The sequence below is a fragment of the Enterococcus infantis genome (assembly GCF_049166715.1).
Classification (GTDB): Bacteria; Bacillota; Bacilli; order Lactobacillales; family Enterococcaceae; genus Enterococcus_C; species Enterococcus_C leclercqii.
This window is the reverse complement of the sequence record NZ_JBMHFB010000002.1, coordinates 12,780-39,743: the sequence shown is the minus strand read 5'-3', so window position 1 is coordinate 39,743 and position 26,964 is coordinate 12,780. Positions and strand designations below refer to the sequence as shown.

General features: G+C 45.1%; 20 protein-coding genes. 5 read left to right on the top strand and 15 right to left on the bottom strand.

The features are described 5' to 3' along the window. Window positions 1–238: 238 nt before the first annotated feature. A complete protein-coding gene (locus tag ACOMA8_RS02780) occupies window positions 239–997 on the bottom strand; it encodes a helix-turn-helix domain-containing protein (RefSeq protein ID WP_421368313.1) in 759 nt (252 codons plus the stop codon). 200 nt (window positions 998–1,197) lie between these two features. Here ACOMA8_RS02780 and ACOMA8_RS02775 point away from each other — a divergent pair, with 200 nt between their 5' ends. Next, window positions 1,198–2,214: an acyltransferase family protein gene (locus ACOMA8_RS02775; RefSeq protein ID WP_421368310.1), complete on the top strand. Its 1,017-nt coding sequence runs from the start codon at window positions 1,198–1,200 to the stop codon at window positions 2,212–2,214. A gap of 85 nt (window positions 2,215–2,299) precedes the next feature. On the opposite strand, the gene ACOMA8_RS02770 is transcribed toward ACOMA8_RS02775, so the two are convergent. The 4 genes from ACOMA8_RS02770 to ACOMA8_RS02755 form a co-directional block, all read right to left on the bottom strand. Next, the gene (locus tag ACOMA8_RS02770) at window positions 2,300–3,334 is read right to left on the bottom strand and encodes a DUF4179 domain-containing protein (RefSeq protein ID WP_421368308.1); all 1,035 of its coding nucleotides are present in this window, start codon (window positions 3,332–3,334) and stop codon (window positions 2,300–2,302) included. Window positions 3,335–3,374: 40 nt separating this feature from the next. Continuing rightward, a complete protein-coding gene (locus ACOMA8_RS02765) occupies window positions 3,375–3,554 on the bottom strand; it encodes a sigma factor-like helix-turn-helix DNA-binding protein (RefSeq protein ID WP_421368306.1) in 180 nt (59 codons plus the stop codon). A 36-nt stretch (window positions 3,555–3,590) separates the two neighbouring features. Continuing rightward, window positions 3,591–3,869: a sigma factor gene (locus ACOMA8_RS02760; RefSeq protein WP_421368303.1), complete on the bottom strand. Its 279-nt coding sequence runs from the start codon at window positions 3,867–3,869 to the stop codon at window positions 3,591–3,593. 454 nt (window positions 3,870–4,323) lie between these two features. Then, a complete protein-coding gene (locus ACOMA8_RS02755; protein WP_161898864.1) occupies window positions 4,324–5,178 on the bottom strand; it encodes a methyltransferase domain-containing protein in 855 nt (284 codons plus the stop codon). 204 nt (window positions 5,179–5,382) lie between these two features. On the opposite strand from ACOMA8_RS02755, the gene ACOMA8_RS02750 reads away from it, so the two are divergent. Beyond that, a complete protein-coding gene (locus ACOMA8_RS02750) occupies window positions 5,383–6,024 on the top strand; it encodes a copper homeostasis protein CutC (RefSeq protein WP_161898863.1) in 642 nt (213 codons plus the stop codon). Window positions 6,025–6,149: 125 nt separating this feature from the next. On the opposite strand, the gene ACOMA8_RS02745 is transcribed toward ACOMA8_RS02750, so the two are convergent. Next, window positions 6,150–7,931 carry an ABC transporter ATP-binding protein gene (locus tag ACOMA8_RS02745; RefSeq protein WP_421368299.1) on the bottom strand — a complete coding sequence of 594 codons (1,782 nt, stop codon included), beginning with the start codon at window positions 7,929–7,931 and terminating at the stop codon, window positions 6,150–6,152. Then, window positions 7,918–9,669, bottom strand: a complete 1,752-nt coding sequence (locus ACOMA8_RS02740; protein ID WP_161898861.1) for an ABC transporter ATP-binding protein — start codon at window positions 9,667–9,669, stop codon at window positions 7,918–7,920. The genes ACOMA8_RS02745 and ACOMA8_RS02740 overlap by 14 nt, the downstream gene beginning before the upstream one ends. A 140-nt stretch (window positions 9,670–9,809) precedes the next feature. On the opposite strand from ACOMA8_RS02740, the gene ACOMA8_RS02735 reads away from it, so the two are divergent. Next, window positions 9,810–10,652: a helix-turn-helix transcriptional regulator gene (locus ACOMA8_RS02735; RefSeq protein WP_421368296.1), complete on the top strand. Its 843-nt coding sequence runs from the start codon at window positions 9,810–9,812 to the stop codon at window positions 10,650–10,652. A gap of 224 nt (window positions 10,653–10,876) precedes the next feature. On the opposite strand, the gene pepF is transcribed toward ACOMA8_RS02735, so the two are convergent. Both pepF and ACOMA8_RS02725 read right to left on the bottom strand, forming a co-directional pair. After that, entirely contained in the window at window positions 10,877–12,694 is a 1,818-nt protein-coding gene (gene pepF, locus ACOMA8_RS02730) for an oligoendopeptidase F (protein ID WP_421368294.1), read from the bottom strand. Between the two features lie 268 nt (window positions 12,695–12,962). After that, entirely contained in the window at window positions 12,963–13,955 is a 993-nt protein-coding gene (locus tag ACOMA8_RS02725; protein ID WP_421368291.1) for a competence protein CoiA, read from the bottom strand. A gap of 223 nt (window positions 13,956–14,178) precedes the next feature. Between ACOMA8_RS02725 and ACOMA8_RS02720 the strand changes: the two genes are divergently transcribed. Beyond that, window positions 14,179–14,832 carry an adaptor protein MecA gene (locus ACOMA8_RS02720; protein WP_161898857.1) on the top strand — a complete coding sequence of 218 codons (654 nt, stop codon included), beginning with the start codon at window positions 14,179–14,181 and terminating at the stop codon, window positions 14,830–14,832. Here the strand turns inward: ACOMA8_RS02720 and ACOMA8_RS02715 are convergent. From ACOMA8_RS02715 to ACOMA8_RS02705, 3 genes are all read right to left on the bottom strand, one after another. Next, a complete protein-coding gene (locus ACOMA8_RS02715; RefSeq protein ID WP_421368288.1) occupies window positions 14,822–15,187 on the bottom strand; it encodes a hypothetical protein in 366 nt (121 codons plus the stop codon). The two genes, ACOMA8_RS02720 and ACOMA8_RS02715, sit on opposite strands and share 11 nt — an antisense overlap. Before the next feature lie 15 nt (window positions 15,188–15,202). Beyond that, window positions 15,203–15,601, bottom strand: a complete 399-nt coding sequence (gene spxA, locus ACOMA8_RS02710; protein WP_161898856.1) for a transcriptional regulator SpxA — start codon at window positions 15,599–15,601, stop codon at window positions 15,203–15,205. Between the two features lie 647 nt (window positions 15,602–16,248). Further along, window positions 16,249–17,964, bottom strand: a complete 1,716-nt coding sequence (locus tag ACOMA8_RS02705) for an ABC transporter ATP-binding protein (RefSeq protein ID WP_421368285.1) — start codon at window positions 17,962–17,964, stop codon at window positions 16,249–16,251. A 280-nt stretch (window positions 17,965–18,244) separates the two neighbouring features. Here ACOMA8_RS02705 and ACOMA8_RS02700 point away from each other — a divergent pair, with 280 nt between their 5' ends. After that, window positions 18,245–18,970, top strand: a complete 726-nt coding sequence (locus ACOMA8_RS02700; RefSeq protein WP_421368283.1) for an HAD family hydrolase — start codon at window positions 18,245–18,247, stop codon at window positions 18,968–18,970. Between the two features lie 160 nt (window positions 18,971–19,130). Here ACOMA8_RS02700 and ACOMA8_RS02695 read toward each other — a convergent pair whose 3' ends face one another. The 3 genes from ACOMA8_RS02695 to ACOMA8_RS02685 all read right to left on the bottom strand — a co-directional run bounded on the left by ACOMA8_RS02695 (window position 19,131) and on the right by ACOMA8_RS02685 (window position 26,895). Continuing rightward, on the bottom strand, window positions 19,131–22,304 hold the full coding sequence (locus ACOMA8_RS02695; protein WP_421368280.1) for a DEAD/DEAH box helicase: 3,174 nt from the start codon (window positions 22,302–22,304) through the stop codon (window positions 19,131–19,133). Window positions 22,305–22,440: 136 nt separating this feature from the next. Then, on the bottom strand, window positions 22,441–25,686 hold the full coding sequence (locus tag ACOMA8_RS02690; RefSeq protein WP_421368278.1) for an SbcC/MukB-like Walker B domain-containing protein: 3,246 nt from the start codon (window positions 25,684–25,686) through the stop codon (window positions 22,441–22,443). A gap of 90 nt (window positions 25,687–25,776) precedes the next feature. Then, window positions 25,777–26,895 (bottom strand): exonuclease SbcCD subunit D, encoded by a 1,119-nt coding sequence (locus ACOMA8_RS02685; RefSeq protein WP_161898851.1) that lies wholly within the window; start codon window positions 26,893–26,895, stop codon window positions 25,777–25,779. Window positions 26,896–26,964 lie beyond the last annotated feature (69 nt).

The following is a 26,964-nucleotide window of genomic DNA, read 5'->3' as shown; positions in this document are numbered from 1 at the left end:
CCGAGACTGCTTTTCACGTATGTAAAACAAATCTTCAAAAAGCGAACACGCCCACTCCGACAACTTTTGCTTCTGTTACAAATACAAAAAGCGGTGAGAAAGCGGATATTATCCAGCCTTTTCACCGTTTAAAAAAATGCTTTAATCAAAATTCAAACCGCAAAATACAATGGGCAGACCGCCGTGAGTCAGTCTTTTGTGTTGGCCAAATTTCTCCCAGCAGCTCTGTCAACCTGACCTATTCCAGCCGCAGCTTTGGAGAATTGGGTAATTCAGCAAGGATTTCTTTTCGAATCAACAGCTGGCCCTCGTCTATTTTGGCAAAATGAGCAGACAGCCCAGCAAAATAAATGCCTTTGTTTAGATTTGAACCTTCCTTTTCCAGAATATTTTCCCGAGAACTCCGTACATAAATTTTACTTTCTTTTCGTCCACCAAACAGTTTTCTAAACCCGAGGACAGTCACTTGGATTCCCGATTGGTCCACCGCCTGCGCATAGCCTGAGACCCGAGCTAAATCACAAAACAAACGGTCACTTTTAAACGAGATCACATACTCTACATCCGCAGGTAATTGAACTTTCTGGCCGGTGACCGGATTTGTGACTTCTTCGGGAGAAAGCTCCTTTTTTTCGATTCCTGTAATAATCAGATCATCAGCCTCCAATACCAATGTATCGTTCCAAAAAAGAAGCCCCATCGTTACCAAGATTCCCACAATGACAAAAGACAAACCCGCCACACTGCGTTTCAACCACTTTTTTGAGCGACTATCGAAATTCAGTTCCTCCACCATTTTCTGATCTTCCTTTAAAAGATAATCCAACGGCAGCTGAAAAAACTCACTCAGTTTTACGACCTGATCCAGATCCGGATAGCTCTTATCATTCTCCCACTTTGAAATCAGCTGTCGGGTAACAAAAAACTCTTCCGCCAGATTCTCCTGGGTTAACTGTCGCTTTGTACGTTCCTCCTTGATGATTTTCCCTATGCGCATGCCAAACTTCCTTTCGCAACTTTTCCTTGCTGACAGTATAGCAAATCAAAGACTGTGACGACATTCTTCCATTCAAAAAAAGGCCGCAACAAAATAGAACATACTAATACATCAAGGTTTTCGCCCTTTGTTACCCATCGTTGCTGGCTAAGCCCAACAGTAAAAAGTTACACTAGCTAAACCTGATAGGAGGTTTTCCTGTGAAAAAAACATATCCTTATTTATCACTAGCACAATTGCTCGCTTCACTTCTTGTCATTTTGGTTCACTGTGGCCGCTTGTCGGAAATTCCGTGGCTTCATTTTTTACTCAAGTCGATTTTTTGCCGGATGGCTGTTCCCTTCTTTTTGGTCATCAACGGTTTTTTCTATCGGCAACGTCAAAAAACACAGCCAGACTACTGGTACGTTTTTTTCCGCCAACAATACAAAACGTACCGCTACCTCAGCTGGGTTTATCTGCCTTATGGTCTCTTTATTTTATATGAACGACAGGTGTCTCTTTTACTACTGCCTTTTGCAATCGTTTGGGGCTTACTCTTCTTGGGGGTTTGTTACCACCTTTGGTATTTTCCGGCGTTACTTTTTGCAACCCGCCTGACGGAAAAACTCCTCCAGCATATAGGGTATCTCGGGAGCTTTGCGCTTTTTTTGACACTGTATGCTATTGGTTCCTACGAAACTTATTCTGCCTATTTCAGCCACAGTGCCGTTGAACCGGTGTATCAGCTTTACAGGAGTGTCTTCTTCACCACACGCAACGGACTTTTCTTCGCGCCGATTTTTATTTGGCTTGGTTTTTTCTTACAAGACAATTACCAAAAGCCTTTTTTCAAACAACAGCTGCCTTTAAAGTTGTTTTTCAGCGGATTATTCGTGAGTGGCGAAGGTTGGCTGATTTACCACAATCAAGGAGATGACAAAAACTTTTTATTCAGCTTGATCCCTTTGCTGCTGATTGTTGTTCCTTGTCTACTAAAACCTCAGCTTACACGTCTTCCTGATCAAAAATTCAGAGCCATCGGAAAAGAACTTTTTTTCTGGCATCCCGCTGTTTTGGAACTTATCAAAATAAGCTTTCTAACCAGTAGAGGCATCGTCATCCAGGGGCTGCCGCTTTTTATACTGACCGTCTTTTTTACAGGTACGCTGCTGTATCTCAAAAAGCTTCGACAACAGTTTGACGTTCAGAAGCCGAAAAAAGCCCTGTTGAAATAAAACCACCGACAACCCCTTGTAAAAAACAACCGGCCACACGGATATACCATCTGGCCGGTTTCTTTTGATATTCTATTTGGAAAAGCTATTCTGAAAATTTCAGTTCGATATCTTCAAAACCCTCTTTCTCCAAGAAGATTTTTGCCTCCTCATCATAACCAGTGTAAGCAAAAACCGTATAGGAAATATTTTCTACCATTTCATAGCCACTATCCCTTTCGTAATAAGTGATTTCCCCATTTTTTTCTACCCGTAAGCGTTCTGAATTATTCTTTCCTTCTTTGACCCGCTGATGGAGCATTGCCCGCAGCGCTTTTGAATCAGTGATCTTGATTGCAAACCCGCTAGGATAGGCGATTCCAGCTGCTATCGGTAACTCCGTTTCAGTTGTCGGTAAAAAGGTTTTACCTGCCAATCTTTCGATATTCCGATTATTTACTGTAAAATTCCAGTTTCCTTTTGTTTCTATACTGTCCAACATATAAAAGCCAGGCTTAGAAGGCTGCCGTGCCTCAAAGCCGGTAACTTTATCGATTGAAATATCAATCTCCTCTAAATTTGCATATCCGGCAAATTGTTTTGGTTGCATTTCAAAGTAATATTCCATCACATGATTTTCCCTGTCCAAATTGCCATCGATTCTCATAGCGAACTCATCCAAATTACGACCTTCCGAAGTCTGGATAGTCATCCTTGGCCAGAATTCTTCGGCCCAATGTTCTTTTTCAACCATCTTTTTATTTTTGGAATAGTCGATTGCCAACGTAAAGCCAACGGCAAGATCATCGGTGTAGAACCTTTCCAGCGTGATTACCACATCCTGATCGACAGCAACCAGGTTCTCGTTACGAACATAGTTCTTATCAGTCACCGTGCCGGAAAAGAATTTCATTTGGATATAATCGAATGCAGCTGCACCAGGCCCTGTCTGAGCGACAGCTAACCCTGCTACAAACAACACCACTGCTGCTGCCAAAATGCGGCTAACCCGTTGCCTGTTACGTTTTTTCTTTCGAATTATTTCATAAGTTGCATCGATTTTGGCCTTTACTTGTGGGTCAATCTGCATTTCTGCCTCTCCTCTCAATGCTGCGCGCAACTGATTTTCAAAATCCGCCATTGTAGTGCCCCCTTTTTTGAATTCGTCATCTCATATACTTTTAGTGTTTATACTGCTCTTCTAATAAACTGCGTCCTCGAGATAACCTCGATTTCACCGTTCCCACAGGTATCTCCAAGATCTCGCTGATTTCATTGAGGCTCAAATCATTGTAATAGAAAAGAACCAGTGGAATCTTGTAGATATCAGCAATCTGTCCAATCAGTTCGTTTAACTCCATTTTTTCTGAAGAGTAACTGACAGTCCCATCGTATTCCTAAAAAGAGAGCTGACCACTCTTGGCTAGATATTTTTTACAATTATTCACCAAAATTTTGTAAATCCATGTGTTGAAATATTTGGGACTCTTCAATTTTTTGATATCCCGGAAGCCGATTAAAATTGTATCCTGCATGACGTCCGCAACATCATGTTTGTTTCTCAAAAAGCGCTGCGCCGTTACATATAGTACTTTTTCATATCCGGAAATCAGCTGAATAAAAGCTTCGTGATTTCCCCGCTGAGCTTGCCTAACTAAAAATTCGATATCCTCCATTTCGCCCTCCTTATTTTTTATATACAGTTAGAGTCCGCAACCCAACAAAAGGTTCCCATAACATGAAATTTAATTTTTAATAATCAATCTATGTATCGTTGCATCGTTAAAAAACCAAAACCATCGCAACAAAAAAAGGACCAAGCCACAGCCCGTTCCTTCACTTTGCAGACCAAAGCCTCTATTCCCTTCTCACGCCTTCCGCTACACACTGAGTTTTCGAAGTGTTCTTCTTCAAGAACAGACAATTCACACGACCAACCTAAGCTCCCCGAAAAAAAAAGCACAAAAAAAACGTAGCAACTCGGTGTCAAGCACGGCAAGTTGTTACGTTAGTGAAGCTCTTTTCACTAACTTTTATCAGAACAGGAACCTGATAAAAACCAATGAAAAATGACTTGACGTAACTATATCACCCATCGCAGATTTTTGCAACAGGAAAATCTCAAAAACTTCACAAAAAAGCAGAATTTTCGCCCTTCAGGAGCAATAAGTCAACTGTGATTTTACTTAAAGGTTGTTTTTTTAATTCGGCTTTTCGCTCTGGTTTGACACCCCATTCTAAAGGGGACATTTCCAAAAGATCCAGTCTTCGCTCTGCTGGAATTTCAAACTGGTACGTTATTTCTTCACTTTCGAAGTGTCGGTAAAACTCTGTGAATTTCGTTACCACAGGCGCATTGGAGTACTGTTGCTTAGTGACATCCTCCGGGTAGAAGGCTTGTCGGAGTTCCTGCAAGTAACGAGGGCCCGGAACCACCTTCAATAACTGCCCCGCCGGCTTCAAGATTCGGGCAAATTCCCGATAATTTGAAGGGGAAAAAATATTCAGCACTGTATCGAAACGCTTATCAGCAAAAGGCAAGTTGGTGAGGTCAGCCACACACCAAAATGCTGGTTGCGGTTGTTCCGTTGCCATGTAAACTCCTTCTTTGGAAATATCAAACCCGATAGCTGCTTGTTGACCAGTTTGTTCTAACAACAAATCCAGAAAACTACCTTCGCCACAACCGACATCCAGCAGTGTTCCCGCACTCGGTACCAATGCTGCTAGTCGTTTGAGCAGCGGTTGATACATTCCGCTTTGGATCATGCGGCGGCGGGCGGCAAACATCTCGTGGTCATAATCCGTCTTCACCTGGTGGGTCAAAAAGAACAGGGTCCCTTTTTTAGAAACATCAAAACGGTGCTGGTTTTCACAGATCAGCCCAGCAGCACTGCCCTTCATTGAGGTATGGCACAGTGGGCAACGAAATAATTGCGCCTGTTCGTAGACAAAGCGTTTGCCACGATCAATCTTCTTTTCCATCCTGTTCTCCTCGTCTACTGCTTTTTTCTGCCGCGTATGCTCCAGCGGCTGTGTCATTTCCTATGGCCGCTATGTTATCGGCGCCTCGTCCTCTACTTTACCACAGAGATATGTTAAAATTCTACACAGAAGAGCAGGTGCTTACAAAGCTTTGTTGCCTTGTAGACTTGCTATCATTCATTATTTCAAAGGACGTGACTTTAGTTGATTAAAGAATTTTGTGCTGAAAATTATACGGATATTCCAGCGGCCATCCATGCCGGTGCTGGCCGCATCGAGCTATGTGACAACCTGGCTGTCGGCGGAACAACGCCTTCGACCGGTGTCATCGAAGAAGCATTGGGCTATGCTGGTGAAAAAGGGGTGCCGGTAATGACCATGATCCGTCCCCGCGGTGGTGACTTTGTTTACAACGATATTGAGCTGAAGATTATGCACACCGACTTAATTGAAGCCAAAAAACTTGGAACTGACGGTGTTGTTTTCGGCTGCTTGACCCCTAGCGGTTGGTTGGACGAAGAAGCACTGGAACTGTTCATCGACAATGCAGAAGGTCTACAGATCACCTTTCATATGGCTTTCGACGCAATTCCGGCTGAACGGCAGTTTGAAGCCATCGATTGGCTGGCTGGTCACGGCGTAGATCGTATTTTGACCCACGGCGGAGCGGCAGGCACACCAATTCTTGACAATCTTTCCCGTCTAAAAGAGCTGATTGCTTACGCTGACGGTCGTCTTTTAATCTTGCCTGGCGCGGGTATTACCTTTGAAAATGTCGATCAAGTCGTCAAAGAATTGGGCGTTTCTGAAGCTCATGGTACCAAAATCGTAAATTTGGCAAACTGATGGAAAACTAACCTCTACCAAAAATTTGGCGGCATTTCTTATAATAGAGCACCTGTGGGGCACGCCACAAAAAAGTCAACTGGCATTAATACGCCAGTTGACTTTTTTACTGTTCATCAGCTCTCTTAAATTGCCTGCAAGAGATCGTATTGCGATTGGTACAAATGATGGTACAAGCCACCTTGGGCCATCAACTCGTCGTGACTGCCGGCTTCGGCAATGGTACCGCCGGAAACATAGAAAATCTTGTCAGAATTTTTGATGGTAGACAAACGGTGGGCGATGATAAATGAGGTTCGTCCTTCCAATAATTTCAACAAGCCTTCTTGTAAGAGTTCTTCGGTCTTGGTATCAATGGAAGACGTGGCTTCATCCAGAATCAGGATTTTTGGATCTGCTAAAAGCGCCCGAGCAAAGGAGATGAGCTGACGCTGGCCGGCAGACAAGGTGCTCCCTCGTTCTTCTACAACCGTATTGTAGCCATCTTTCAGCTCTTTGATGAAATCATGGGCCCGCACGACTTTGGCTGCGGCGATGATTTCTTCTTCGGTAGCGTCCAATTTACCATAGCGGATGTTTTCCATAATCGTTCCTGAAAAGACGAAGGTATCTTGCAGCATAACCCCCATCTGGCGCCGCAGTGAATTTAAAGTGACATCGCGAACATCGTATCCGTCGATTTTCACGGATCCTTCATTGATGTCGTAAAAACGGCTCAACAAGTTGATGACAGTCGTCTTACCTGCTCCTGTCGGTCCTACTAAGGCAATGGACTGACCAGCGTCAATATGGAAGCTGACGTCTTTTAGAATGTCCTTGCCTTCTTCATAGCGGAAAGTCACATGCTCAAAATCAACATTTCCTTTGATCTGTGGCAATTCGATTGCGCCTGGTTTGTCTTGAATATCCGGCACTTCATCCATGGTTTCAAAGATTCGTTCCAAATAGGCCGTAGCAGTAATCAAGCTGTTGTAGAAGTTCCCAATATTGATTACTGGGTTCCAAAAGTTATTGATATAGGCGATAAATGCAATCAGCGTCCCAGTGGAAACCTCCACACCAATTTGGCGCACACCGACAAAATAGATGATACACATGGTGATTACAGAAATATTTTGGACCCCTGGCCATAAGAGAAACTGAATTTTAACCGCATGCATCCAGGAACTCCGATAGTCTTCAGAAACTTCTTGGAAAACCCGTAGATTTTCTTCTTCACGGGCAAAAGATTGTGTAATCTTGATTCCCGAAATACTTTCATGGATATAGGCGTTCATATTTGACTGCTTGTTACTTAAAACTTGATAAGCGACTCGCTGCTTGCCTTGGATGAACAAGACCATCACGAACAAGACCGGCAAAAGCATCAAGCTGTACAACGTCAGTTTAAAGTCAATGGAGAACATAAATACCAGCGTGATAATCACGTTGAAAATATCAGAGATTAAGTTGATCAAACCGTTACTCAACAAGTCACTCAAGGTATTGATATAATTGACCACTCGAATCAAAATCTTACCGTGGGGCCGATTGTCAAAATAAGAGAAAGGCAGTCGTTGCAAATGTTCAAAAATATCAAAGCGCATGTCCTTCAAGACATCTTGTCCAATTTCTGTAATGTGGAAGATCCGGTAGCGCATGCAGATAGCAATGACCACCAGCGTGACTAGAAACGCTGCACCAATCAGCAGCAATTCCTGCATATTTTTTTGCGGAATCGAGGTATCGATGGCCCGCTGAGTGAAGATGGGCGCCAGCATACCGGCTGTATTGGCCAGGATAATCGTAGCCAGGACTTTGATTATCGGTCCTTTATAGGGCCTGATATATTGAGCCAATCGCTTGAGATCCGACCAGGAAAACTCCTGAGCCAATTCCTCATCCACATCGAATTTATTCCGTGCCATTTGCCTCACCTCCAGTAAGTCCTAGTTGTTTTTGGTACACTTCGTAATACTTGCCGCCTTTTGAAACCAGCTCTTCGTGGGTTCCTTGTTCCACTACACGGCCTTTTTCCATCATCAAGATTAAGTCGGCATCCCGCACTGAAGAGATACGATGGGCGATGATAAAAGTGGTCTTTGCTTCTGTTAGTTTCGCCAACTCCTGCTGGATTTTACTTTCCGTCTCCATATCAACGGCTGACGTGGTGTCGTCCAAAATCAAAATCGATGGGTCTTTCACCAAAGCCCGGGCCAATGAAATCCGCTGTTTTTGACCGCCGGATAAACCGACACCCCGCTCACCAACGATTGTTTCATACCCTTGTGGCATTCGAGAAATAAACGCGTCCGCATCGGCCACCACCGCCATTTGCCGAACATAATCACTGTCAGCATAAGGATTCCCAAATGCGATATTGTCGCTGATAGTGTTGGAAAACAAGAAAACGTCTTGCATAACCATGGAGATGTTTTCCCGCAACTGGCGGACTGGATAATCTTTGGCATCCTTGCCGTCAATCAGCACTTTCCCAGTCGTCGGATCATAAAAACGTCCCACCAGATTCACCAGTGTTGTCTTACCAGAACCCGTTTCACCTAAAATCCCGATGGACTGCCCTGGTGCAATCTTGAAGTTGACGTTTTCCAAAACATTGTGATTAGGATCATCGGAAAAGTGGAAGGAAACATCTTGGAATTCCACAAAGCCTTTGATTGGTACCACTTGGTTTTCTTCGGAAACTTCAATTTGGGGCTCCGCATTTAACATTTGCCGAATCTTGATGCAGGCTGCTGAGAAACGCTGAACATCATTGATCAACCAGCCGGCCATCCGCATCGGATTGTTCAACATCCACAAATAACCATTGAATGCGACCAAATCACCTATCGTCATGGTCCCTTGAATACAAAGAGCACCACCGAAAATCAGTGTAATCGCACCCAATGAACCTGCCAAACCGTCTAAAACCGGCAGATACGTCCGAGTAACCTTGGCCGAGGCCATGTTTCGCTGTTTGAAATCATCGTTGTAGCCATTGAATTTTTCGATTTCGAAATCTTCTCTGGCAAAGGCTTTGACCACTCGATTGCCACCGATGTTTTCTTCTACCATTGAGTTCAACCGTGAAAAACTTTCCCGAATTTCAAAGAACAACGGACGGGCTTTTTTCCCCATGCCATTGGTCATCAAGAAGATAACCGGCGTCACCGCTACCAACGCCAACATCAGCTTCCAGTTGATGAAAGCCATTACCGCAACCGCTGCCATAAACCAGATGACACATTCCATGATGTTATAGATGACCCAGGAAACGAAATGACGAATCGCATCGGTATCCCCAGTCATGCGGGCCATGATATCCCCCACCCGTGTATGGTTGAAGAAATCAAAGTCCAATTCCTGCAATTTTTTATACATATCTTCCCGCAGTTGAAAGATCGTATTTTGCCCTACCCGCTCCCACAAAATCTGATAGGAATAGCGCATTATCGTTCGTACCAAGGTGGTCCCAATCATAATAGCGATTAACGGAATCAATAAGTTCACTTCATTTTTATAAATGACTTGGTCCACCACCATTTTGCCCAGATACGGATTGATGACGATTAAGATCGCATTTCCGATCAAAAACAAAGTGGCAAGAGCGATTTTCCCCTTGTACTGTTTGACATATTGCCAAATCCACTGTGCATTGCTCATTTTTCTGACATACCTCCTGTCGTTTATATAGCTTAACCCATTTAATTTTGATTGAAATGGGATATTTTAGTTTTTTTGATGTAGAATATTATTATCTGACCTGACCCGCAAAAGCACATAAAAACAACGGAGAATCCAACATGCAGCTAGTAAATCCGCAAACCTTCAATCCCGAAATCATCTACTTGTTCGATCCTTGGAACAAGCCGGACAATTTTAGTAAGATGCACAGCCACGACTTTCTAGAAATCACCATCATGCTGGAAGGTGAGGCCATGTATCAGTTTGGCCCCCAAGACCCTCTCGTAGTACGGGCCGGTGAAATTCTGCTATTTAATCCCGGCGTCAAACACAGTGAATGGCAAGCGCCCAACACTTGTTCTCACCAACTCCACATCGGCTTGCGAAACATCTCACTGGACGGCCTTAAACGTAACTTTTTTCCTAATACACAACCGTTATTAGAGCTGGGGCGCTATCAGCACAACGTCATCGACAAAGCGTGGGAAGCCATTCGCGAGCTCAATGATGAGGGGAGCGAGTTTAAGTTGATGCACAAAGGGCAAGTTATTCAGATTTTGGCGTATATCCTGCGAGGCTTGACTGAGCAACATACCAGTATTTTGCCGCAGTTGACTTCCAGTGAAAAACGGCATCAGAAAATCGTGAACCAAACCATTTATTTCATCGAAAACAACTACCAAGAAGAAATCACACTGGAAAAACTGGCGCTGGATCACTTCGTCAGCCCCACATACCTCTCACGCATTTTTAAAGAATCTGTCGGCATGAGCCCTATCAACTACTTGATCAATATCCGCCTGACCCATGCCATGGACCTGTTGAAAAAAGGCAAGAGCACCATCAAAGAAGTGGCTAAAGCAGTCGGCTACCAAGACGCCTACCACTTTAGTAAGTCCTTCAAAAAGCAGTTTGGTATCTCCCCTTCCACCATTACCACCGAGACAGTAAATGATGCTTGAGAGCTAAAGGCCGCCTTGCTTCAATTAAAAGCAAAACCGATCACGTTTTCCAAGGTCAACATTACAAAATGTGAGCCGGAAACAAAAGACAAGTCACTTCCATTGAAAATAGTGGAAGTGACTTGTCTTTTCGTTGTTAAGAATTTCAAAGGCTGAAGAAGAGCAATTTTTGAACAAGTTAGGCTTGTCCTTTTTTTAGCAGTTTGTGCCGCTAGCTGGCGCAATCAGTCAGCAATTTCTTCAATCAAGGCTTCTAGTTCATTCAAGCGTTGTTCAAAAACTTTCATCGCGTCTTCGATATAGTCGGCTTTAGTCATATCGACGCCGGCTTTTTTCATGACTTCGATTGGGTAATCGCTGGAACCGGATTTCAGATAGTTTAGGTAGTTTTCCAAAGCATTCGGTTCTTTATCTAATACTTTTTTTGCCAGTGCTGAAGCAGCAGAAAAGCCGGTTGCGTATTGGAAGACATAGTAATTATAGTAGAAATGGGGAATCCGGGACCATTCCAGTTTGATTTCAGGATCAGCTGCGACTGCTGTGCCATAGTATTTCTCGTTCAATTCGCCGTAGTTGTCACTGAGAAACTCTGCTGTTAGCGGGGTTCCTTTTGCATCTTCCATGTGGATGAAATGCTCAAACTCAGCAAATTGAGTCTGCCGGAAAATGGTTCCTTTGAACCCGTCCAAATAATGATTTAAGACATAAGCTTTGACCCGAGGATCAGTTTCTGTTTCCAACAAGTACTCAGTTAAAATATTTTCATTGGTCGTAGAGGCAATCTCTGCCAAGAAAATCGAGTAATCCCCGTAGACATATGGCTGATTACTGCGGGTGAAATAGCTGTGAACGCTATGGCCCATCTCATGAACCAAAGTGAAAAGCTGATCCAGTGTATCATGCCAGTTCATCAAGATATATGGTGCCGTATCATAAGCGCCAGAAGAATAAGCGCCACTGCGTTTTCCTTTATTTTCAACGACATCAATCCAGCGGTTAGCGAAGGCTTCCTCCACAACGCCTTGATATTCTGCTCCCAAAGGTTGCAAAGCGGCTTTGGCTTTGGCTACTGCTTCTTCATAAGTGTAGCTGATCGGCGCTTCACCGATAATTGGTGTATACATATCATACATATGCAGCTCGTCGACAGCCAACAGTCGCTTACGCAGTTCGACATATCGATGCAGCAGCGGCAAATTCTTATTGACCACCGTTACCAAGGTGTCATACACACTTTCTGGAATATGGTTGCCACTTAAGGCTGCTTCTCTAGCCGAGGCAAAGTTACGAACTTTCGCTTTATAGTTGTGTCCTTTGACATTGGTAGTCAGCGTTTGGGCAAAGGTATTGCGGAATTGTTCGTAAACAGAATACAACCCTTTGAAAGCTGCTTCTCGCACACGACGATCAGTCGCTTCCATCAATTGCCCATAAACACCGTGGGACAGCTGAATTTTTTCTCCGTCGCTGCCTTCAATAGTAGGAAAGACGAGGTCGGCATTGTTTAAAACAGAGAACGTATTGCTCGCCGCGCCAAAGATTTCACCGGCACCAGCCAACAACGCTTCTTGTTCTGCTGGTAAGATATGTGGTCGATTGTCCACCAGTTGTTTCACATAGTGACGATAGACTTCCAGTGAAGGATCTTGTTCAAAGTAGCCCCAAATCACGTCATCTGACAAGCCCAAAAGTTCTGGTTCAAACCAAGACAGTGCCTCACTGGTTTCCGCTAAAAGACTGGAAGCTCTGGCATACATTCCTTGATAAGCAGCATTCGCTGTATCTTGATCGTTTTTCAAATGAGAATAGACATAAAGTGTTTCGAGACGGCGATAGACATCTAGCATGAAAGTTACGGCTGCTTTAAAAGCTTCCGGCCCTTGCGCCAAGGTTCCTTTGTAATCTCCCACTTTGGTAATCTCTTGTTTCAAGTCAGCAAATGCGCCATCAAAGGCCGCATCATCTTTAAAAATCAGCGTCAAATCCCAAGTCAGATCTGCTGGCAGTGATTCTCGTGTTGGCAATTGTGTTGTTTCAGTCATACCCGTTCCCCTTTTCTTTGCGAAAATTTCCGCAAATGCTATTATTTTTCCCCGTGTCTTGGCTAGTAACGCGATAGATAGCGCTTTTACCAAGAGCGGACACCCCTATGTTATCACAGTATTCAGAATTTTCTAGTCCTAAGACTTTCAGACTAGCGGCTTTTATGAAGGAACTGCTTCAGCCAATAAAAATAATCTTCGATAACCAAGGGCAGCGTCAAATAAACTGGCAATACGAGAAATTGAACTGAGCTGCGCCGCTCCTTTCCTAAATAGCTTGCCACAAACGACGGCACTCGTGAAAAACTTCTTCCAGCACGGCTTTTTTATCCAAAAGCAGAAACGGCCACTCCACCACCTGGCTGGCTTCAAGATACCAAGCGGCAAAACTTGCTTCTGGATCCAGTAAAAACAAAAAACGTAAGTACACCAACTGTTGCTCTAACAAAAATTGACAGCTTCCTGGCAGATAACACCAATCCGGCAAAGCCAGTAGATTGCCGCCCCGCTCATAGCAACAGCCTTGCAAGCGCAAGACCCGCTTTGAACGAACGAGCAACCATCGCTGCATCTGCACACGATACTCGGCAATCCGCCATTTCGGCTGTACCTTTCGTTTTCGTCTTAGCCCGCCAGGATGAAACAAGCCGGCAAATAACGCTTCTCCCACCCCATGCTCTGTAACAGAAAACAGCGTGCCTTCTTGATAATGCCAGTCCAACTCATGATAATACAGCAAACTTTCTTTTGAAGTATTCAATCCCCACAGTTCCAGCCCTTGAGGTGAATCGCGCACCACGGCTTTGGCTACTTGTGACCAGCGCAATCCTTTTTCCGGCAAAAAATGCCGGCCCAAAATCCACCAAGGGTCATATCCCTGCGCCAAATAATTTTCCGTTCGTTCCTGAAGCCTTTGGGCAGAAAGCGCAGAGCACTGAAATTCCACCGCCAAGCGTCGCCATAATAAATCTGGCCGCTGTGAGAGTTCCGGTAAGTAGGCCTCCAAGCAAGCCTCTGGCGGTAGAATTCGCTGCAACAATTCTTTTCCTGCCAAGTGCTCCGATGACTCCCCTTCAGAAAACGTGTAGCACTCGTGGTTGGCACGATGGGCGAAGTGGGGAATTTTCTCATTACCGTTTTTAAAGATTACTTCTTTGCCACAACCAGGACAGACTAAAGCCCTTTGCTCTTTTTCTTTCCCTGTCTGCCGGTATGCTGCCCCAGTAATCAAACAACCCTCTTGGTCTTTAGCAATCAGCATCTGTCTACCTCCCTTTTTGATTTACAAAAGGAGATACGCATTTGGCTCCCCGAAATGTTTCAAGCTTCTGCAGACCGCTTTTGGGCGTGGCACCTGCAGTCAATTTTCGGTTTGGCCGGGCCTTAGGATTCTCTTTAGAGTGACAGGTTTTCCTTTACTTTTGGGGGAGTTTCGTTACAATGGATACATATTGAAAACACGTGAAAATGAGGTGTAGCTAAAAATGGAAATGGAACACATTAACGAAAATACTATCCGGGTCCTAATCAAAAGTGAAGATTTAGCTGCGCGGGGAATCACCTTTTTGGATCTTTTAGGCAATCACAATGAAGTCGAAAATTTCTTTTACAGCATTCTCGAAGAAGTCGATATAGATGAAGAATTCAAAGGAAGCGAAGCCGTGACCTTCCAAGTACTACCCAAAGGAGACGGCCTGGAATTATTCATCAGCAAGAACCTCAACATGGAGGATCTCAACGACCTTGATGAGTTTGCCGAGGATTTCCCAGATGAGCCCGGCTCCATCTTGCGCCGGACTATCGGTGAGCAGCTGCAAGAAAACAGTCGTGACACGCAAGACCCGCTGCCTCGTAAATTTATCTATGAGATGACAGACTTTGAGCAGTTGGTATTGATGGCCCAAGCGGTACAGTTGGATTGCGTGATCAGCAACCTCTATCAAATGGCCGGCTTCTACTTTTTGGAAGTGGAATTTGTCGATGAATTGATCAGCGACGGCCAGATTGAAGACTATTTAGCCTATATGGCTGAGTTTGCTCGCCGCAGCAGCGCCACATCAGAAGTTTTGTCAGAACATGGCAAGCTCTTGATGGAACATGATGCACTTGAGCTGACCCGCTACTATTTTACAGACTAAACTTTAAAATAGGTAGTGGCAGTGACACTCCTGCATAGCGAGCATCACCAAACATAAAATTCCAAAAGACGACTCTCTGCCATTCAAAATGATTGGCAGAGAGTCGTCTTTTACTTACGAAATAGTTCAAATGCTGCCTGACTAAAATTTTATCAGGCTGAATCAGCAGCTGGTACTTTTTTGGTACATCGAGCAGTGCTGTTTCTTCAAACGAAGGCGGGACATCAGGATCAAGAGCATCATGAAACTTCCTAAAATCAGTCACACAAAAGCGAACTCCTTTGATTGAAAAAACTTCATCATATTCGGGGTTTAGAGCAAAAAAAGAGACAGAATATATTTCTTCTGTCTCCATCAGTCATAGATAATTTTAAAGGCCAGCCATCAATTGTGCGTGGCGCAGTTCCAATTGACGAACTTCACGAGGCAGGAAGCGACGGATTTCATCCTCATTGAAACCAACTTGCAGGCGTTTTTCGTCGATCATGATTGGACGACGCAGCAGACCCGGATTTTCTTGGACCAGATCAAGCAATTCTTGCAACGGCAATTCATCTAAATCAATATTCAGTTTTTGGAAGACTTTGGAACGAGTAGAGATGATCTCTTCGGTTCCATCTTCAGTCATTTGCAAGATTGCCTTCAATTCAGAAATATTCAAAGGCTCTGAGAAAATGTTCCTTTCGACAAAAGGAATCTCATGCTCTTGCAACCACGCGCGAGCTTTTCTGCATGACGTACAACTTGGGGAAGTATAAAGTGTCAACAACGTAATCACTCCTTTTTATATCTTGGAGGGTCTCATTGAATCGCCCTCATCTTTAAATCTGACTCTATTATACCCAATGAAAAATCAAATATCCAGTCTTTTCTCAAAAAAATATTCGTAAAATTAAATTTACCTTAATGCCTCATCCCACGTTTTTACCGGTTTTCAGGAATTTTCATTTTTTATAAATGAGAATTTACAAATTTTATTCCCATATTAATCGAAACTAAAACCGACAATATATTTAGTGAAACATTTACTTAAATCGGCTGTTAAGAATTTTTCGAGTCGATTCGCACTTTATATTCTGTTCAAAAAAATTATTTTTTGACTACGTTTATGAAAAAGCTTACATCGATCAATAATGAAGAACTACGCGGGATTCTCAGGAAAGAAAATTTTTCATGCTCATCGCCGCCAACTTGTATAGTTCAGTTATTTTTTAGTCAGTAAAAGGCAAATTTGGAAACACAGAATACCACAAAATAAACGTTTTTTTTGAATAAATCCTTCACTCTGAAACCTCATTTTTTTAATACCTGAAAAAAGGTAGAAAAGAATTTTTTTAAGAAAGAATCCGCTAAAAAACTAGAAAGCACGTTGAGTTTTATGTCATTTTATTTCTACATTTTGGAAATTTTTGACAATTAACGGAATTGAGACTGATAGAGTGCTGCATAGGGTCCCTGTTGATTCAATAGCTGCTCATGGCTCCCTTGCTCCAAGATGCCCTTGTCACTTACCACTACGATACGGGTAGCATATTTGATAGTTGCCAGACGATGCGCAATGATCAATGTGGTACGACCAGCGGCTAAAGAATTCAATGATTCTTGAATTACTTTTTCAGTTTCGCTATCCAATGCCGATGTGGCTTCATCTAAGATTAGGATTGGTGGATTTTTCAAGAACATCCGTGCGATAGCCACCCGCTGCCGCTGACCACCGGAAAGTTTCACTCCCCGCTCGCCTATAGACGTGTCTAGCCCATCTTTCATATTGGCGACAGCGTCTTCAAGATGTGCCAATCTTACCGCTGTCTCGATTTCTTCATCAGTAGCATCTAATTTGCCGTACGCGATGTTTTCACGAATGGTGCCGGGGAACAAGAAAACTTCTTGCTGCACAATCCCAATTTGATTGCGCAAGGATTCCAAAGTCATATCCCGAATATCCATGCCGTCAATGGTAATGGCTCCAGCGGTCACATCATAAAATCGGGGCAATAAATTGCTCAATGTCGTCTTACCAGAACCGCTTTGGCCCACCAAGGCGACGGTTTCCCCTGGTTTGATCTGCAAATCAATATGGCTCAGTACCTTTTTGTTGTCGTCACCGTAAGCAAAAGAGATGTCATCATAATGAATGTCTCCTCGCAGGCTTTTGACTGCAACCGCCCCCGGACGATCTTGAATTTCCGGTTGCCGATCCAGCTCATCGGTCAGCCGCTTAAAGCCAGCAAAACCTTTAGGATAGCTTTCAATCATGTTATTCACCTTCTCAATTGGCCGAACAAACACGTTTGACAGCAAGATGAAGAAGACGAACTGACCATACGTCAGCTCCCCTTGAATCACATAATACGCTCCAAAAATCAGGGTAAAAAGACTGATTGAGCGAATCAGCAAGTAGTTATAAGCCGAACTTGCGGCCATCACTTTGTAAAATTTAATTTTAGATTGGCGATACCCTTGGCTGAGTCCGTCAAAGCGCTCACCTTCAAAGGGCTCATTGGCAAAGGATTGGGTCACTCGAATACCACTGACACTAGCTTCCACACCGGCATTGAAATCTCCCAGATTTTCATAGATGCGGGTATTTACCTGTGTCATCTTTTTATTGAAGAAAACCAAGGCAATGGTAATCAGCGGCAATAGAGCAAAGGTTGCCACCGCCAGCTTTGCATGGGAGTGAAACATCAGCGCAAAAGAACCTACCAGCGTCATGATGGTGATGAAAACATCTTCCGGACCATGATGCGCCACTTCAGAGATTTCAAACAAATCAGTGGTCAGCCGACTGATGAGATTACCGGTTTTTTGTTCGTCATAATAGGCAAAGGACTGTCGCTGCAAATGACGAAACAAGTCTTTACGCATATCGGTCTCAATATTGACCCCCAACTTGTGCCCAAAAAAGATCACAATATACTGCAATGCGGTGTTGATGGCATAAAAGGCAAACAATCCGGCACACGCCAGCATCACCAGCTTGAAATCATGACGGGGCATGATGTCGTCAATCACCTGATTAACCGCCACCGGAAACGCCAGCTCTAAGGCCCCCACTAAAATCGCACAGCCAAAATCCAACAAAAACAAGCCCTTATAAGGACGATAGTAACTAAAAAAACGTCGTAACATCTCTTATCCTCTCTTCTCTTCACTCTTGTTCGTTGACGACTAATTCGCCAAAGAACAGATCCTATTCATTATAAGGAAAGCGTTTGGGCAATGCAAAATCTTTTTTCGGTAAAGAAAACTGAAAATAGCGGATTGTTGCCAGGTCGCCTTCGAGAGCTTTTAAGGTAGAATAAACCTTTATACAGCGCGGTTTCCGCCTTTTTTTTCGTCGAATTTCTGCTAGAATGATACCTGTGTGAGCCACATGAAAATTTACAGAAATCGAAAGGCGTGTCGAACTTTGATTCAAGCAATCGTATTTGATGTCGATGATACACTTTATGATCAGCAACAACCGTTTAAAAATGCCGTCCACAAAATCGTAACTGATTTTTGTGATGATGACATGCACGATCTGTACATCCGTTTCCGTGTTCATTCTGATGAGCTTTTCCCGAAAGTCTTGACTGGCGAATGGGACCTCGTGACTATGCGTAATTATCGCATCCAACAGTCGCTGCGAGATCTGGGCTATGACAGTATTTCCGATACTGACGCACTGCGCTTTCAAGCTATCTATGAAGAAGAACTGGACAATATTACATTGCACGAAGAAGTCCGCAAGACACTGGATTTCCTGAAAGAAAATGAGATTCCAATGGGGATCATCACCAACGGTCCCACCGACCACCAATACAAAAAAGTCAAACAACTGGGTCTTTTGCACTGGATTCATCCAGACAACGTGATTATTTCCCAAGCAACAGGCTTCCAAAAACCAGAACGGGAAATCTTCCAATTGGCCGAAGAGCGCTTTGGCTTTGACGGTAAAACTACTTTATATGTAGGCGACAGCTTTGAAAATGACATCGTCGGTGCCAAAAGCTGTGACTGGCATGCCCTGTGGTTCAACCATCGTCTGCGAGACATTCCCCATGGTGAACAGGAGCTCTTCGATTTGGAATTGAACGGTTTCGATCAACTCCACGACACCGTTTGCGGAATCTTTGCGCCGCTGTCCGTCTAATCAATGCCACCTCGCCATCTCAATTACCTACGGAGATAACTTGGCAAAACAACTATCAAAAAGGATCTTGCTTCACCAATTCAGGTGAGACAAGATCCTTTTTTTAATACAAAAGCAGCTATGAATGGACTGCTTTCGCTCAAACCTGTACCAAAAATTCTTACTCGGCACCGGCATTTAAAATCATGCGGATATCTTCTTCTGTCAACTGCTGAATCTGAGCTTCATTGCCGGAGATGACTTTTTGGAAGAGTTCACGTTTTTCGTTTTGCAACAAATCGATTCGTTCTTCAATCGTCCCTTCCGCAATCAAACGCCAGACTTCCACCACCTTCTTCTGACCGATACGATGTGCCCGGCCAGCTGCCTGCTCTTCCACCGCTGGATTCCACCAGAGGTCATAGAGGATCACCGTGTCTGCTCCGGTCAGGTTCAGCCCGGTACCGCCGGCTTTCAGGGAAATCAAGAAGACGTCCTTTTCTCCAGCGTTAAAAGCATCCACCATCTTGATGCGATCTTTAGGCGGCGTAGAGCCCCGCAGATAAAAGCTGGTCAGCCCCATCTGCGCCAGTTCTCCTTCGATGATGTCCAGCATCCCGGTAAACTGAGAAAACAATAAAATCCGCCGGCCGTTTTCATTGGCAGCCTGTACCAGATCTTTCACTTGTTCCAGCTTTCCGGAGGTACCCTCATAGTCTTCAATAAACAGCCGTGGGTCACAGCAAATTTGTCGTAGCCGCGTCAGCCCGGCCAAGATCCCAATCCGATTTTTACGAAAGGCTTGAGAATCCATACCGCTTATCTGCTCTTGCATCTGCCGCAGATAAGCTAGATAAATCGTCTTTTGCTCTTCCGTCAGCGCACTGTAGTAGTTGCGTTCCAGCTTATCCGGCAAATCCTTCAATACCGCTTTTTTATCCCGCCGTAAAATGAAGGGGCGAATCATTTTAGCTACTGCTTCAGCGGAGAGTTCCTTGAATTTCGGGCGACTCGGGAAAAAACCCGGCATAATCATCTGAAACAATGACCACAGCTCTTCCAGATTGTTTTCAATTGGCGTGCCACTGAGGGCAAAGCGATGATCAATCTGCAAGGATCGCAATGCTTGCGCGGTTTTTGTAGTACTATTTTTGACCATCTGTGCTTCGTCCAAAATTAGATGGGTGATTGGTCGATTTTGGTACATATCCACATCTTGACGCAAGCTGGCATAAGAAGTGATGTAGACATCCAAGGGCTCGGCCAGCAATTTTTCCCGCTCATTGCGATTGCCGCCAATCACTGCTGTTTTCAGCTGTGGCGCAAAACGCTTGAGCTCTTGTTGCCAGTTATAGGTCAAGCTGGCAGGTGAGACGATCAAGGCTTGCAGTTTACTGCCCTCTTGTTTTTCTGAAAGCAGGTAGGTGATTGCCTGCAGCGTCTTTCCCAGTCCCATTTCATCAGCCAAAATCCCGCCAAAGTGGTAATGACTCAGCATTTTCAACCAGCGGAAACCTGTCACCTGATAGTTTCGCAATTCCGCTTGTAGACCGTCTGGCAGTGGTGTCGTGAAAGTTTCCGGATGCAACAAGTCCTTGACCATCTCAGAAAAGGCTGCCGTAAAGGAAATATTATCGCCTTGTAGCCGCTCTTGCAATGCCAATCCTTGATTCAAAGGCAGCTGCAGATGGCCTTTTTGACTAGCCAGCTGGTCCCGCAAACTTTGCAGCGCTTGAGAAGTCTGCTGAAACTCTTCAGAATCAAAGGTGATGATCTGCCCATTTTCCAATGTGTAAAAGCGGTCATTATTCAACAGACTAGCCAAAACCGCATCAATTTCATGGTCAGCGATACCTGAGATGTCGAAGCGGACATCTAACCAGGAGCCTTCCTGATCTACCGTCAGCTTAGGAGGATGGCCGGCTGCATCCAGATACAGCTCCCGCAGCTTTTTCCCCATCAATACTTCGCCTAATTGCTGCAGCGCGGGCACTTCTTTGGTGAAAAAGTCAAACAGCTTGCCACCAGTCGGAATCTCTTTTGCAAAACCGGTGTCATTGATACCAAAGCCAAAGCGCTGCAACAAATGCCGTGCCCGCTCTTCCTTTTGATAATCCCGCATGATTTCTGGATGATTGTCCGCACTCACCTGATATTTTGGATCACTGGAAAAGGTAGTCGTTCCATAACGAAAGTCCAGCTGTACTTGAATTTTTCCCTGCTTACGTCGCAGGACAAACTTGATTGCCAATGGTTGCTCACTGATGTGTTCGTAAACCTCTTCGGCGACAGTTACTTCGCCTAATTCGCGCAACAAAGGCAGCACTTGTTTAAATAAGACCGACAGTTCATTTTTCGGATAGGCAATTACCGGCTCTGGCAAGCGCTTCAGTAGCTGTTCTAATGTCTGATAGATTTCCAGTTGCTTTGGACTCAGCGGATAGATGGCTTCGCCGGCAACTCCCCAGCGATAATGGCTGAAGAGTTGGCGAAACAGCCGATCGATACTCAGCTGAAAGTCTTCTCCTTTTTTACGCACTGAAAAGGCTAACGGCTGTCCCTCATCAGCAAAAAGTATTGGGCCCAGCTTTCCCTCTTCAAACTGCAGCACCGTGGGAAAAATCCGCATTTGCTCCAACAGGTCTCGGCCAAATTCCACCGGCAGCAGTAGGTATTTTTTATCCAGCTTGCCGCGATTTTGGATTCCCGTCTGCCCCATCAATTCCTGCGTTTGGGCCAAACCGGCTAGTTCTCTTAGCAGCTGATTTTCCGCCTCAGTAAATGCCCCCGCCCCCAATTGGAACTGGTATTGCTTGTTCAAGAGCAGTTTTTTTCCCTCTTGGTAAGCCGTCAAAAAGCGGTAAATATTTTTCACCACATAATTGCGAGTCTGCCCGCGATAGCCGAGTTTCACCGAGATGCCCAATACAGACAGCTCCGGATGAAACGGATTGGTAGGGATGCTTTCTACGACAAACTGCAGACTCAATGGCTGCGGTTTCTTGTCTTCGGCGTCTCGCAGACGAGAAAAGCCATTGGAAAACATCTCCGAGGCAGAGAAGCCACTGGGTTTTTCCAAGTCGTCAGCCTTGATACGACGGGTCTTCCCCTCTTGCCGCAAATACAATTCTACAGCCACCGTATGCTTGCAATAATGGTGTTCTTCCCAATAAGGGCACTGACAGTAATCTTCTTCTTTGGCAGTGGCGTCCAGATCTACAAAATACAGCTCGCTGCCCAGCACTTCTGCATGCCAGACATTATTCGCCGCATCCGGTGTCACTGACAGCACCCGGCCCTCTTTCAAATAATCGCGTCCCCGTTCAATGACCTTTTCCGGGATACTCCATTTCATGTGGTTTCCTCCTATTTATTGCCTCCGCTTTTTGCCATTTCCACTGCCTGACACCAAAAGAGTAACCACTTCTTGTCCTTAGTCAGACTTTGACCAAAGGAAGTGTGTCAGCTGTGTTAAAAACGATGCTGCGGATTCATTGACTGGCTTCCAGCTGCATTTCGATGCGACTTTGGCCGGCACCGTCAGCTTTCACCAGGATTTGTCTTGGAATACTGGTTTTCAATTCCTGCACATGACTGATGATTCCAATCATGCGCCCTTCCGTTTCAATCATACTGAGGGCCTCCATCGCCATCTCCAAAGATTCTTCGTCCAATGAGCCGAAACCTTCATCGATGAACAACGCTTCAATGGCAATCCCTCCGGCACGATTTTGGATTACATCCGCCAATGATAGTGCCAAAGCCAATGCAGCGATAAAACTTTCGCCACCGGAAAGGGTCTGGACACGCCGAGCATCCCCAGCATTGTCATCGTAAATATCAATGTCCAAGCCCTTCATACCCCGACCACCAGTTTCTTTGTCTGCCAATTGAAACTGGTAACGTCCTCGACTCAAACGAGCCAAGCGCGTATTGGCTACCAACAGGATTTCCTGCAGATAGCTCTGGAGGATGTAGCGTTCCAAACTAGTCTTATAGGCATTACGGCCGCTGACGGTATCTGCTAATTGCAGCAGCTGCGTCTGCTGAGCCACTTGCACTTCGTTGGCTGCAATCAGTTGCTGCAATTCTTGACAGGTAGCCTCGTTGTTTATTCGCTGTTGTTGCTGTTTAGATAGCTGTTCTTGAACCTCTTTGGTAACTTTGCGGGCAGCTTCAAAAGCAGCATCCAACGGCGCCAATTCCGGCGTGATTGTTTCCTTTAGTTTTTCCTGCAACTCTTGCCGACGACGGGTCACAAAATCCTCTTGCTGCGCAAAGTCAGAAATTTTCTTTTCCAACGGTTCAAGCTCAGACAAAGTCGCTACCAACTCCGTCAAATCAGCGGCAGTCACCTTCTCATATGGCGCACTTTCCAACAGCTCTTCAAGAGCTTTCGTGGCCTGTGCTGCTTTTTGCTGCTGAGTAGTCAATGCTTCGGTCAATTGTTGCAAACGAACATCCGTAGTCAGCTGCTCTGCTTGCAGCTGACGCCCTTGCTCTTCATAAGCAGCACTCGTCGCTTCCAGGTTCGTAACCGTTTCAGCCAGCTCAGTAATTGCCTGTTCCAGCTCTGGCAACCGAGCAGTCCCCAATTGTAGTTCCAAACCGGCCAATTCCCCCTGCAACTTTTGAGATTGACTGGTTAATTGTTGCTGAGTTGTGGTTTCGTTCTTTATTTCTACTGCTAAAAGCGCTAACTCTTGTTGCAAAAGGTCCGCTTGCTGGGCGGTCTTTGTCAGATGCTCTTCTTTTTGTTGTAACGCTTTTTGTAAGTGGGACAATATCTGTGGTGGTGTTGCGGTGTCACTGACTGCTGCAGCCACCGAATCAGCGGCTGCTACCAAGGCTTCTGCGGTGGTATCACCGGTAAGATCAGCTGCCGTCCCTCTTTGATCAGCTAAAGCGATCGACACAGCCTTAGCATTGATGGCAGCCAATGCTTCATCAAAAATATTCTCATGACGCACCTGCTCCACTTTTGCCTCAGTGAGCTTACGAGCCAGCAGTTCCAGTTCTGCCGCTAGTTGTTCTGCTTTGGTTTCAAGAGCCGTTAAATCCTTTTCAGCTTGCTGCCACGTGGTTTCCAATACCTGCAACTGCAGCTCATTTTCGCTGATTTCAGCTGCGGAAAATTCAGGCCGCTCCTTGTGTGCTTTAGGATGCTCCAATGCCCCACAAACCGGGCATGGTTCTCCCGGACGTAAATCCAATGATAGCTTGGCAATCATCAATGCCGCCTGACGACTTTTTAATGTCAATAATTCTTCATGAGTTACTTGTACCTTTTGTTGCTGCTGTTGGAGAGATTGTTGTATCTTTTTCAGTTGCTGTTGTCCATCGGTAACTGCCTGTTCTGCAGACTTAGCTTGCTGAAGACTGTCCGTCAACTTTTCAACCAGATTTTCCAACTGCGTCAATTGCAACTTGTATTCTTGCAGGTCAGTTTTTTCAGCCAATTGCAACGCCAACTGCTGTAGCTGTGCTTTTTTTTCAGTCTCTTTTTGAATCAGTTGTTGAACTCTCTCAGTAACTTGCGCCAAAGAATCCTGCAAAGAAGCAGCTTCTTGCCGTTTTTCCTCACTGCGGCGAGCTAGCGGCAGCTGTAGCTCTTTTTCAGTCAAGTGCTGCCTTTTTTGGGTCATCTCTTCTTTACGACTGCGCTGTGCTGCCTGTCCCTTTTGCCACGTTTCAAAAGCCTGCTGCAGCTCATCTGCCAGCTGTTGAGCTGACGCCAGTTTGTCCATCAGCAGCTTTTCTTGAAGCTGCTGCTCCCGCTGATTCTCCAACAGATGACGATTGTCCTTGGCCCACTGGAGCTGTTGCAGCTTGTTTCTCGCTCCGGCAATCTCCTCAGCCTGTGCTTTCAAGTCTTCCGCTGCTTCCTCTAGTTTTGCCAATTCTTCAAACTGTCCCAGCCGTTCCTTGCCATCGTAGAAAGCGGCTTCCGCTACCTTCTCAGCCTTTTGTGCTTCCAGCAGCTGCTTTTCAGTCAGCTGTTCTTTCTCTTTTAGGCCGGCAATATCTACCTGCCAATTTGCGGCTAATTCCGGCAAGCTGACACTTTCCGGTGGCGTAGCCGATGCCCACTGAAAATGTTCCGCCAGTGTCTGGGCCTTCATATCCAGTAGTTTAAGTGTTTCGCCACCCGCCGTCACTCGCTCTTTCAGCCAGTCATTCAGGTGTGTGTACAACTGGGTGTCAAAAAGTCGTCGTAGCACCTGCTCTTTATCTAAACTGGAAGCCACCAAAAAGTTTCGAAATTCACCTTGGGGCAACATAACAATCTTAAAGAACTGATCGGCAGTCAAATGTAACAGCTCCTGAATGTAGTTATCCACATCCTTACTGATTTGCCGCTGTTCTTGACCATTACTGTCAAAAATCGTCAACGTGGTTTTGGCTGCCCGCTTCGTCATCCCATTGCCACGTTTTTTAGCAACTTCTTGTTCCGGCCGTCGTTGAACCTCATATAAAAAGCCACCGTGTTCAAAAGTAAACCGCACTTCGGTCTCTTCTTCAGGTGTAGCAAAAGCCGAACGCATTTCTTTAGGCGAGCGCAGCTTACCCGAAGTCTGACCGAACAAAGCATACGTCATGCCATCAAAAATCGTCGTCTTGCCAGCGCCAGTACGGCCACTAATCAGAAACAGTCCGTTGGTTTCAAAAGCAGCAAAATCTACTTCTTCTTGTATAAACGGCCCAAAATTGGTCAGCGTCAATTTACGCGGTTGCATTTTGCTCCTCCTTCGTATCTGTTTTGGCAATGCTGTTTTGACAATGCTTCAGCTCACAGCATTTTTCTTGGAACCCCGGTCCTTTTTCGATCATTCTTTGGTGATCTCTTGCAAAGCTTCTCGTAGCCATTCCTGCTGCTGATTCGAAAGCGTCTCGCCAGTCATTTCAGCAAAAAAGTCCTGGACTAACGCTTCGGGATTACGCTCTTGAGGCAGCTCAGCCGCTTTCTGTTGCACTTTTGTTACACCACTGACTCGCTCAACTCCCAATATGCGTGGATAAATTCCCCGCAAAGTGTTCATCAAGTTAGGAATCACCGCTCGATCTGTAAGCTTGATCTGCAAGAAATCTTCTCGTCCCACGGCTTGATAAAAGTCAGGATTTAGCAACTGGTCATACTCAGCAGTCAAAATTCGAACATCATGAACTGGCACCAGCGGCAAAAATTGTCGCTTTTGGGCAGCCGTAGTATCCACGATGAATACACCTTTTTCCTGCGTCGCTTCCGACAGCGAGAATTTCAACGGCGAGCCGCTGTATTGCACTCGGGGATGTTTCACGGCATCCTTGCCATGAAGATGCCCCAATGCCACATAGTCAAAATCATCGAAAAGATCCGCCGGCACATTGTCCAGCCCGCCCACTTCAATTTTGGTTTCTGAATCTGTCCGCGTGGCACCCGCTACGAAAAAGTGAGTCACCAATACCTGTCTCATAGCCGGATCAAACGCTTTTTTCATCTCCGCCACAACTAGCTGCATGGCTTCTGCAATTGTGCGAATCGTGTCGTCTTCAAAATAGATTCGTGCTGCGATTGGTTCAAAATACGGCAATAGAAAGAACTGCGTATCGCCAATTGCCACCGGAACAAATGACTGCTCTAATCGAGTGTGCAGATGAAACCGGGTATGCGAAAACCACGGACTCCCGGTTTCTAAACGAATCGAACTGTCATGATTTCCGGAAATCGCCAACAACGGCAGCCCTTTTTCCAGATTCAACTGCGCCACTTGTCGGTTAAACAAGGCCACCGCTTCTACCGGTGGCACCCCGCGATCATAGAGATCCCCTGCAATCACTACTGCATCGACAGCTTCAGCCACGGCAATCTCGATAATCTGGTTGATGACTGCCTCTTGTTCTGCCAACAGATCATAGCCATTGAATTTTTTGCCGATATGCCAATCAGCCGTATGTAAAAAACGCACGTCGCCACAGCCCTTCTTAAAAATCTCCTTCCAGTCATTATACCACTTTCCGGAAGATAGCTGAAACAG